Source organism: Actinoplanes rectilineatus, from assembly GCF_000962825.1.
Classification (GTDB): Bacteria; Actinomycetota; Actinomycetes; order Mycobacteriales; family Micromonosporaceae; genus Actinoplanes; species Actinoplanes rectilineatus.
In genome coordinates, this window is the sequence record NZ_JZKF01000059.1 from 47359 (window position 1) to 58089 (window position 10731).

6 protein-coding genes are annotated in these 10731 nt (G+C 71.6%); 4 read left to right on the forward strand and 2 right to left on the reverse strand.

Features of this window, described 5'->3' with window-relative positions; all coding sequences use genetic code 11:
- Positions 1-450: 450 nt before the first annotated feature.
- Complete coding sequence (locus tag WH85_RS32655) at positions 451-678, reverse strand: hypothetical protein (RefSeq protein WP_045745924.1); 228 nt, start codon at positions 676-678, stop codon at positions 451-453.
- Positions 679-844: 166 nt separating this feature from the next.
- Here WH85_RS32655 and WH85_RS32660 point away from each other — a divergent pair, with 166 nt between their 5' ends.
- The 4 genes from WH85_RS32660 to WH85_RS32675 all read left to right on the forward strand — a co-directional run bounded on the left by WH85_RS32660 (position 845) and on the right by WH85_RS32675 (position 8854).
- Entirely contained in the window at positions 845-1837 is a 993-nt protein-coding gene (locus tag WH85_RS32660; protein WP_211275517.1) for a PLL family lectin, read from the forward strand.
- 229 nt (positions 1838-2066) lie between these two features.
- A complete protein-coding gene (locus WH85_RS32665) occupies positions 2067-6923 on the forward strand; it encodes a diguanylate cyclase (RefSeq protein WP_169792513.1) in 4857 nt (1618 codons plus the stop codon).
- 93 nt (positions 6924-7016) lie between these two features.
- Positions 7017-7292 carry a hypothetical protein gene (locus WH85_RS32670; RefSeq protein WP_045745925.1) on the forward strand — a complete coding sequence of 92 codons (276 nt, stop codon included), beginning with the start codon at positions 7017-7019 and terminating at the stop codon, positions 7290-7292.
- A complete protein-coding gene (locus WH85_RS32675; RefSeq protein ID WP_245674191.1) occupies positions 7289-8854 on the forward strand; it encodes an amidase in 1566 nt (521 codons plus the stop codon). The genes WH85_RS32670 and WH85_RS32675 overlap by 4 nt, the downstream gene beginning before the upstream one ends.
- Positions 8855-8864: 10 nt before the next feature.
- Here WH85_RS32675 and WH85_RS32680 read toward each other — a convergent pair whose 3' ends face one another.
- Positions 8865-10412: a dolichyl-phosphate-mannose--protein mannosyltransferase gene (locus WH85_RS32680; protein ID WP_045745927.1), complete on the reverse strand. Its 1548-nt coding sequence runs from the start codon at positions 10410-10412 to the stop codon at positions 8865-8867.
- Between the last annotated feature and the right edge of the window lie 319 nt (positions 10413-10731).

Consider the following 10731-nt stretch of genomic DNA (forward strand, 5'->3'; position numbering starts at 1 on the left):
GCCTGAAGTCACCACACCCACAACAGCGTGGTGACTTCAGGCGCCCAGCGCGCCCGAATTCACCACACCCACAACAGCGTGGTGACTTCGGGCGCCCAGCACGCCCGTAATCACCACACCGCCACGGGTGTGGTGAATTGGGGCGTCCTGCGCGCCCGTAATCACCACGCGGATGGGCTTCGCACCCTGACCACGAAACGTGTCTAGCCCCGTCTTTCGCACATGCCGCATAGTCGCTGGTCAGACCGCATGCAAGATCCAGCACTTCAGGTAGTCAGCGCAGGTCAGATGGGGTCGTGTGCGAAGTCCGGATACATGCCGAACGCCGGGGACGCGACACCGGCATCGACGTGCCCAACCCGCGATCGCTCATCGCGTACGACCATCGGCCGGCAACGACTCAGGACTCGATCATCCAGGGCGGAGGAGCCGGGCGTACCCGGGTGGGGGTCAGCGGTGTTGGGTTTCGGTGGTGGACGCGTGCAGCTCCGTCGTCGTCTCGGTGACGAACCGGCCGGTGCTTGCGCTCCGGTGGATCTCGCGATCCGCGTCGTCGGTGGACGACTCACCGCCCACCTGCTCGGTGGTCGTGTGGCGGGGGTCGCGTTCGGCGGTGCTCTCCTTGACGAACTGGCCGGACCGGGCGCTGCGGTTGACCTCGTGCTCGTTGCCTGTCATGGGGGATTCTCCTCAGAAAGTCGCTGACGGTACATGGGTTCCCTTCCCGGACTACGAGGGACGAAACACGCCGTCCTTCTGCGCGCAGCTGAACCACGCCGGTGTGGGCGTCTCGCGTGATCTAGTGCAGGCGCTGTTCGACCTGCGGAAACGTGAGGAGGAAGTGATGCGTATCAAGATGGGGGCGATGCTCGCGGTGGTTGCTCTCGGCCTCGGCACGGCGGCGGTACCGTCGCCCGCGCTGGCGGCAAGAGAGCAGACGGCACGAGAGCAGGCGGCAAGTGGGCTCGTGACGAGAGCGCCCGCGACGAGTCAGGAAAGGCGAGCGAATCAGGAGAGACCTGCGGACTGGTCCGACTACCGATCCCTGGGCGGCGTGCTGACGTCCGGCCCGGCGGCGGCGTCCTGGGGACGTAACCGGGTGGACGTGTTCGTCCGCGGCACCGACAACGCGCTCTGGCAGAAGTCCCGGCAGGGACGTAACTGGTCCGGCTGGCAGTCCCGGGGCGGGGTGCTGACCTCGGCGCCCGCCGCGGTCTCCTGGGACGACGGGCGGATCGACGTGTTCGTGCGGGGCACCGACAACGCGCTCTGGCACCGGACGTCCGACAATGACCAGTGGACCGACTGGGAGTCGCTCGGCGGGGTACTGACCTCGGAGCCGGCCGCGGCCAGCTGGGGTCCGGGCCGGCTGGACGTGTTCGTCCGCGGCACCGACAACGCGCTGTGGACCAAGCGCTGGACCCGGGGCGGGTGGACCGACTGGCAGTCGCTGGGCGGGGTGCTGACCTCCGGGCCGGCGGCCGTGTCGTGGGGTTACGGGCGAATCGACGTGTTCGTGCGGGGCACCGACAATGCGGCCTGGCATCGGGCGTACGACGACAACCGCTGGAACAGCTGGGACACCCAGGGCGGCGTGCTGACGTCGTCGCCGGCCGTAGCGAGCTGGGGTGGCGGCCGGCTGGACCTGTTCGGCCGGGGCACCGACGGCGCCCTGTGGCACCGGGCCTGGGACGACGACCGGTGGTACGAATGGGAGTCCCTCGACGGCCGGATCCAGAACAACCAGGGCCCGGGCGCCGTGTCACCCGGATTCGGCCAGATCGAGGTCTTCGTGGCCGGAACTGATCGGGCGCTCTGGACCAAGTCCTGGTCCTGACCCGACGATGGACCCGGTTCCGGCCTCATCGCCGGGACCGGGTCCGCCGATGCCACCGGAGCCGGGCCCGCCGGGCCCGCCGACGCTGCCGGGTCCGCCGATGCCGCCGGAGCCGGGCCCGCCAAAGGGCAGGCCTCGTCGCCGCAGCCGGGTCCGTCGAGGGGAAGGCCTCATCGCCGGGGCGGGGCCTGCCGATGCGAAGGTAGTGGGGTCCGACGGTGCGGAAGAGGTGCTGTACGACAGCGACCGTACCCACGTCGCCCGGGTGCGTGCCGAGGACGGCGGGTGGGTGGTCCGCAAACGCCCGCTGGGCCCCCGTGCCGCCGAGCGACTGCGTAACGAACTGGCCGCGTTGCGGCTGCTCCGGGGCGTGCCCGGCACTCCGCACCTGATCGGCGACGACGCGCCGCGGGGTGTCCTGACGTTGCGGCATGCGCCCGCCCGTGTCCTGTCCGGGCTGCCCGTCCCGTGGCCCGCCGGCGCTCTGATCGACCTGGCGCACGGCCTGGCCGAGGTGCTCGCCGGGGTGCACCGGCGGGGGGTGGTGCACCGTGACGTCAGCCCGGCGAACATCCTGATCGGCGCGGACGACCGGCCCACCCTGATCGACTTCGAGTTGGCGGTGCTGCCCGCGCAGGAGCGGGGTGCGCTGCGGCCGGAGGAGGGGATGGCCGGCACCCTGCCGTACCTGGCGCCGGAGCAGACCGGCCGCACCGGCCGCCCGGTCGATCACCGCGCCGACCTGTACGCGCTCGGCGCCACCCTGTACGAGCTGGCCACCGGTGCTCCGCCGTTCGGCCGGGACCGGGATCCGCTGAGCCTGATCCACGATCACCTGGCCCGGTTGCCGGCGGCCCCGGCCGAACGGGACCCGCGTCTGCCGACCGGGCTGTCCGAGATCGTCATGCGGCTGCTGCACAAGGAGCCGGACCGGCGTTACCAGAGCGGGGAGGGTCTGGCGTACGACCTGGCGCTGCTGCGGGACCGCTGGGCCCGGGGCAACCCGGACGGTTTCCGGCTGGGTGTCCGCGACTTCCCGATCCGCCTGGCCCCGCCGTCGCGGCTGATCGGCCGCCGTGCCCAGCTGGCCGCGCTGCACGAACTGCTCGGTGAGGCGCTGGCCGGGCGCAGCGTGCTGGCGTTCATCACCGGACCGCCCGGCGTCGGCAAGACCGCCCTGGTGGAGCGGCTGCGCCCGGCGGTGGCGGCGGCCGGCGGGCGGTTCGTGCACGGCAAGTTCGACCAGTTCCAGCAGGATCGGGCGGACGCGCTGGCGGAGGCGTTCAACCAGCTCGGCACGCTGCTGCTGGCCGAACCGGACGATGTGGTCGACGACATGCGCGGGCAGCTGCGCGAGGCGCTCGGCCCGGATCACCGGATGCTGGCCGCGACGATGCCGGCGTTCCGGGCGCTGTTCGGTGAGGAGGTGACACCGCAGGATGCCGTGCCCGACCCGCAGGAGGTGTTCGCCCGGAGCCGGCTGGTGGCGCTGGCGTTGTTGCGGACGGTGGCCGGGCCGGACAATCCGGTCGTGCTGTTCGTCGACGACCTGCAGTGGGCGGCGCCGGGCACCTACCGGTTCCTCGACGACGTGCTGGGCCGCGACGACCTGCCGGGGCTGCTGGTGCTGGGGGCCTACCGGGAGGAGGACGTCGACGAGACGCACCCGTTGAGCGCGGTGCGGGCCCGGGTGCGCCGCGACCGGGGGACCTCCGGCGAGGTGCACCTGGACAACCTGGGCGCCGACGACCTGGCCACGCTGGTCGCGGAGATGCTGCGGCTGCCGGTGCCGCAGGCCGCGCCGCTCGCGGCGGTGCTCGGGGAACGGACCGGGGGGAACCCGTTCGACACCGCCGAACTGATCAACGCGCTGCGCCGCGAGGGTGATCTGGTGCCGGACGGCGCCGGCTGGCGGTGGGACACCGAACAGGTGCGGCGGTTCGTCGGCAGCGGCGACGTGGTGGACCTGCTCGGCGCGCGGATCGACGCGCTGCCGCCGCGGACCCGGGAACTCGTCGCGGTGATGGCCTGCCTGGGCGCCGAACCGGGACCGGAACTGGTGGCGGTGGCGAGCGGCTGCGAACCGGCGGTGATCGGGACGGTGCTGCGTCCCGCGGTCGACGACGGTCTGCTGGTCGTGCACGAGGACGCGGCGCGGTTCCGGCACGACCGGGTGCAGCAGGCGGCGTTCGAGCGGATGGCGGTGACCGAACGGGCCGAACTGAGCCTCACCATCGCGCGGCGGCTCGCGGACGGGCCGCTGTCGACGATCGCGGCGGCGCCGCACTACCTGGCCGGGGCCGGTGCTCTGCTCGTACCCGGAGAGGCGCGGGACGGGGAGACGCAGGCGGCGGCAGATCTCCTGCGCCGGGCCGCGCACGCGGCCCGGCGGCTCGCCAACCATGCGGGGGCCGAGCTCTATCTCGCGACCGCGCTGCGTCTGCTGACGAAAACCGATGCGGGGTACGCCGCCGCGCGAGCGGACTGGCATGCGGCGCTCTGCGCGCTCGGCCGTTTCATCCAGGCCGACCTGCTGTTCGACGAGATCGTGGCGGCCGCCGCGTCGCCGGTGTGGTTGGCCGGCCCGGTGACCGAGCAGGTCAGCACCCTGACCGCCCGCCGCCGGCTGGCCGACGCGCTGCGCCTGGGCATCGGCATGCTCGGCCGGCTCGGGCTGGTGCCGCCGTCCGACGACCGGATGCCGGCGAGCATCGACGCCGGGCTCACCACGTTCCGGACGTGGATGGCGAGCGCCGGGGATGCCGCCGCGCTGCCGGAGATGACCGACCACCGGATGCTCGCCTCCGCGCACCTGATCAAACGGCTGATCGTGGTCGCCTACCTGACCGACCAGCAGATCATGTGCTGGCTGGTGGCCCGGGCCTCGGAGATGTGGGCGTCCGGCGGCACCTGCGAACCCCTCGCCGGGGTGCTCGCCTACCACGGTGCGGTGACCATCCGCGGCGACGGCGACTACCGGGACGCGTACACGGCGGTCCGGCACGTGTTGCGGGTCAGCGAGACACACGGGTACGAGAGCGGCATCCCGCACGTGAAATGGTTGCACAGTTCGTTCACCGCGCACTGGTTCGAGCCGCTGGACCAGGCCGTGCGCTACACCCACGAGGCCCGTGACGGCCTGCTGCGCGTCGGTGACCTGCGCAACGCGCTCTACACCAACTACGCGTCGGTGGCACAGATGGTGGGCTGCGCCGACCTGGACGCGCTGGACCACGAGGTGCAGGCGGCGCTGGCGTTCGCCGACCGGATCGGTGCGGCCCGGGAGACCGCCACGTTCGGTGCCTTCGCCAAGATGATCAAGGCGGTGCGCGGCGCGGACGGGTTCGACGACTCCGACGAACCCGCCTACCTCGCCGGGCTGGCCGGCGACCGGATGGCCACCGTCATCTACCTGATCGTGCGCTGCCTGGTCGCCGCGATAGCCGGGGACGACGCGACCCTGGCCCGGCACGGCCCCCGGATGGCGGAGATGCTGGCGGCCATTCCGGGCAGCTACAACACCGTGACCGGGAACGTGGTGACGGTACTCGCCGCGCAGGTCCGGGCCGGCACGGTGTTCGGGCCGCCGCACGAGAGCGCCCTGGCCGACCTGGACCGCAGCCGCGACTTCCTGGCCGCCCGCGCCGCCGGCCACCCCGGTAACTTCCGCCACCTGCACCGGCTGGCCGAAGCGACCCGGGCCGCGGTGCACGGCGACTTCACGGCGGCGGTGAGCGCGTACGACGCGGCGATGTCCGACGCGGTGACCACCGGATCGTCCTGGCACCGGCCGCTGATCTTCGAACGCGCCGGGCGGTTCTACCTCGACCACGAACTGGACCAGGTCGGCACACGACTGCTGGGCGAAGCCCTCCAGGGGTACGCGGCGTGGGGTGCCACCGGGAAGGTGCGGGCGATGCTGCGGGCGTACCCGGCGCTGGCCGACGTGCCGATCACCCGTGGCCCGTCCGCGGGGGCCAGCGTGGGCAGCACCCACAGCGTGAACCTGTCCAGCGCGGACATCGACCTGATCGCGGTCCTCGAAGCGGCCCGGGCACTGAGCTCCGCGACGTCGCTGGACACGCTGCGGATCAGCGTGCGCAAGGTGCTGAGCCAGCTGACCGGCGCCACCGTCGTCCACATGATCCTCTGGGATGATCTGTCCGGCGGCTGGACCCTGCCGGCCGAAGGCGACCGCCCGGAGATCCCGGTGGGGGAGGCCGCCCACCAGGGCCTGCTGCCACTGACCGCGATCCGCTACGCCGAACGCACCCGGGAGCCGCTGCTCGTCGAGGATGTGGCCCTGGACGACCGGGTGGGCCGCGACCCGTACCTGAAAGGCCTGGAACACTGCTCGCTGCTGGCGGTGCCGGTGCTCAGCCACGGGCAGCCGCGGGCGATGCTGCTGCTGGAGAATCGGCTGAGCCGCCGGGCCTTCTCCATCGGCCGGCTGGACGCGGTGCGCCTGATCGCCGGCCAGCTGACGGTGTCGCTGGAGAACGCCCGCCTGTACGCGTCGCTGGAGAGCAAAGTCGCCGAACGGACCGAGGAACTGGCCGAGGCGAACCTGCGCCTCGAACTGCTGGCGGTGACCGACCCGCTGACCGGCCTGTCGAACCGCCGCAAACTGACCATGTTCCTCGACGAGGAATGGCTGCGCTCCCGCCGCTCCCAGTCACCGATCGGCGTCGCGATGATAGACATCGACAACTTCAAGAAGTACAACGACCATTATGGTCATCAGGGCGGCGACGACTGTCTGAGAATGGTCGCGGAAACCCTGCGCGGCGCGGTCCGGGTGACCGATCTGGTGGCCCGCTACGGCGGCGAGGAGTTCTGCATCGTGATGCCCGGCGCCGGCCCGGAGAACGCGCTGCTCGTCGCCGAACGCGCCTGCGAGGCGGTGGCCGCCCTGGCCGAACCCCACGAACTCGCCGACGGCGGCGTCGTCACGATCAGCGTCGGCGTGACGACGGGCGGACCGCCGGCGGTCGCGGGCCCCGACCAGCTGACGAAGATCGCCGACGAGGCCCTCTACGAGGCGAAACGCACCGGCCGCAACCGCGTCGTCTTCCTCAGCCCCTGACCCGCCCCCGCGCGACCGGCCACCCCGGACGGGCTACCGGGACGTGATCACGGTGACATCGGTGGGACACAGTGGAGCTCGAGGGTGGTCGCCATGGCTGTGAAACCACCTACGGACGCGGAGCTGGATGTCATGATCCGGGCTCGGCTGGCGTCCCTCGGCATCGACCTCGATCAGCTGCCCGCCGGTAGCGCGCCGGATCCGGAGACCGGGTCGCCGGGGCGGGAGACCGTGCTCGCGTCGCTGCGGTCGTTCGTGCGGGGGACCGTCGGGACGCTGGCCGGGTATCAGTTCGACCCGGTTCCGGCGCTGGGGCAGCAGCCCGCGCCGATGCTGTACCCGTCGATCGGGACGGAGTGGCGGCGGTGAGCACAGTGGACCGGCGGGACTTCCTGGCGCGTACCCTCGCGGTGTCCGCCGCCGCAGCGACCGGGGCGACGGCCTGGACCACCCCCGGGTCTGCGCTGGCGGCGGGACCGGCACGGTTCGGTGCCGGCGCCTACCTGCGGCCGCGGCCCGAGGCGATGGCCGATCCGACCGAGCTGACGGTCGCCGAAGCCGCCTGGATGATCAAGAACGGGAAGCTGACACCGGCCGCGCTGGTCGAGGCCTACCTGGACCGGATCGGCCGGTTCGACGGCGTCTACCAGGCGTTCAACACCGTGCTCGCCGAGCAGGCGCGGGCCGCCGCGAAGGCCGCCGGCCGGCGGAAGCACACCGGGCCGCTGCACGGGATCCCGCTGGCGATCAAGGACAACTACTGGACCGCGGGCGTACGGACCACCGCGAACTCCTACCTGTTCCAGGACTTCATGCCGCCGCGGGACGCCACCGCCGTCACGCGGCTCACCGCGAACGGCGCGATCGTGCTGGGCAAGACGCAGATGGGGCCGCTCGCCACGACCCGGGCGACCACCCCGGACGGGCGGATCACCACCGTCAACGCATGGACGCCCGGCGACGCGACGGTGGACCCCGGCGGCTCGTCGACCGGCACCGCCACGTCAGTCGCCGGGCGGATGGCCGCATCCGGCACCGGCACACAGACCGGCGGCTCGATCACCGCGCCGTCGAACGCGCAGAACCTGACCGGCCTCAAACCGACGATGGGCCGGGTGTCGCTGGCCGGGATCATCCCGCTCAGCTACACCCGCGATCACCCGGGGCCGCTGGCGCGCGACGCCCGCGACGCCGCGATCATGCTGACCGCGATGGCCGGAGAGGACCCGGCCGACCCGCGCACACAGGGCCTCCCGCCCGTGCCCGACCTGGTCACCGCCGCGACACCGGTCACCGTCAAAGGCCGCGTCCGGTCACGCTGGAAGACCAGGGTCGGGGTCCTTCCGGGGTACGCGACCAGCACCGAACGCCGCGTTTTCCTGTCCACGCTGGACGGCGTCGACGGAATCTCGCTGGTCGACGTGCCGCTGCCCGACGAGTGGGAGCTGCTGACCGGCACGGAGTTCAACAACGTGCGCCTGCCCGAACGCAGCGAGCCGTTCCTGCCGCTCCTGCGGACCGACCTGCGCGGCTTCGGCGTATCCGTGACCGGCTGGCTGCAAGGCGCCCTGCTCGGCTCGACCGAGTTCCTCACCGGCCAGCGGGCCAAACAGCGCCTGCTCGAACGGGTCCTCGACCAGATCTTCGACCGCTGCGACGTGGTGGTGCAGACCGGACCGGTGCCGTTCGACATCCTCGGCCTGCCGGAGATCGGGTTCCCGATCGGGTTCAGCGCGGCGGGCGTACCCGTCGGCACGATCCTGGGAGGGGAACCCTACGGCGAGGACCGCCTGCTGTCGGTCGTCGCCGCCTACCAGGCCGTGACCGACTGGCACTGGCGCCGCCCGGCCGACCCGCCGGCGCAGCGCACCCGGACGGCCGACGACCGGGGACGTCTGAACGCGGACGAGGTGGTCGCCCAGATGCAGTGACGCCGGCGCATCAGATCCAGCGTCCGCCGAGCCACATACGGGTGAGCCACGCCTCGTACGGGATGGGCTCGCCCACGAACACGGGATGGAAGAAGGCGAAGCAGAGCGCCACCGCCGCGACGTACACCCCGGCGACCACCACCCCGATCAACTGGCGGTCGGTCCGGTCGGTGCCGCGGGCCATCCCGCTGTCCGGGGTCATGACGGCGCCCAGCACGTACACCACAGCGAGGATGAGGAACGGCAGGGCCGGCAGCGCGTAGAACGAGAACATCGTCCGGCTGTCGGCCACGGCGAAGTAGAACCAGGGGAGCAGGCCCGCGCCCGCGCCGGTCAGGATCGCCCACGCACGCCAGTCGCGGCGGGCGATGCCCAGCCAGATCAGGGCGGCCAGCGCGGGCAGGAACGACCACCACAGGACCGGCGTGCCGAGAAGCAGGATCTCCGCGGCGCACGGGTCAGCGCCGCAGCCGGGCGGCCGCTCCCAGTCGAAGGAGACCGGGCGCCCGAGCAGCAGCCACTGCCACGGCCACGACTGATACGGGTGCGCCGAATCCAGCCCACTGTGGAAGTTGTACGCCTCCGAGTGATAGTGCGCCAGGTTCAGCAGAGCACCGAGGACCGGCGGCTCACTCAGACCACTGTCCAGCCGGTAATGCCGGAAGTAGCCGTAGTCGGTGACGAACCAGCCGGTCCACGTCGACAGGTACACCACGGCACTGATCGCCACGCTCAGCAGTCCCCAGCCGAGGTCGCGCACCAGGGTCTGCCGCAGTCCCGCGGACATCCGGGCCTGCCACCGCCAGTACAGCACCAGCCCGCCGAAGAACGGCAGGAAGAACAGCGCGTTCCACTTGACGCCGCAGGCCAACCCGAACAGGACACCGCTGGTCAGCAGCCACCACGGCACGATCCGGGCATGATCGGTGAACGGGTCCTCGACGACGGCGAGCAGCCGCCGGCGGTAGTGGTCGCGGTCGATCACCAGAGCCGTGAAGGACATCAGTAGGAACAACCCGAGGAAGATGTCCAGCAGCCCGGTCCGGGACAACACCAACTGGAACCCGTCGAGCGTCATCAGCAGACCGGCCGCCCCGGCCAGCACGATCGACCGGAACATCCGGTAGGCGAGGCGGACGAGGACGAACACCATCAGCGTGCCGGCGACCGCAGCGGACACCCGCCAGCCGAACTCCTCGTTGCCGAAGAAATACTCACCCAGGGCGATCAGCCACTTGCCCAGTGGCGGGTGCACCACGTACGCGGGAATATCCTTCTCCGCGTCCCACTCCACACCGTACGTGAGCATGTCCCACGCGTCGGTCGGGTAGTAGACCTCGTCGAAGGTGTACCCCTTGGGATTGGCGAGTCCCTGGAAACGCAGGATCGCCGCGGTCAGCGTGATGCTGACGGTGACCAGCCAGGAGTACGGGTCCTTCCAGTCGTCGAGGATCGCGAGACGCCGCCGGACCAGGTCGGGGACCCGGCGAAGCCCCGCCCTCCGCACCTCCTCCGAGGGGTCGGAGGTGCTGGTCGTCTCAGGTGGCGCCGTGGTCACGCCGCGATCCTACGGGTACCGGTGCGCCGGTTGGTCACCGCCGACGACGTCCTTCACTGCGGCAGTGTGCCGTAGCGCTGCGTAGCCGTCGGTGACGGTGTTCGCGAGCGTGCCGGTGCGGAGCGTGGAGGCCGGTTCCACGACGGGCGGTGACCGGGAGACGATCAGAAGCTTTGCGGGGTACGCCGTAAAGCACTCCCGCCGTTTCGGGGCGGTGACGCGCCGTCGTGAGGCGGTGGCTGTGCCCGATCGGGAGTTTGGGTGCGCTGGCCGTCGTGGTGAGGTGGTGGCTGTGCCCGGTCAGGCGTTTGGGTGCGCT

Coding starts and splice junctions, on each gene's coding strand:
- WH85_RS32655 (WP_045745924.1), bottom strand. CDS start 678: ATGACAGGCAACGAGCACGAGGTCAACCGCAGCGCCCGGTCCGGCCAG.
- WH85_RS32660 (WP_211275517.1), top strand. CDS start 845: ATGCGTATCAAGATGGGGGCGATGCTCGCGGTGGTTGCTCTCGGCCTC.
- WH85_RS32670 (WP_045745925.1), top strand. CDS start 7,017: ATGGCTGTGAAACCACCTACGGACGCGGAGCTGGATGTCATGATCCGG.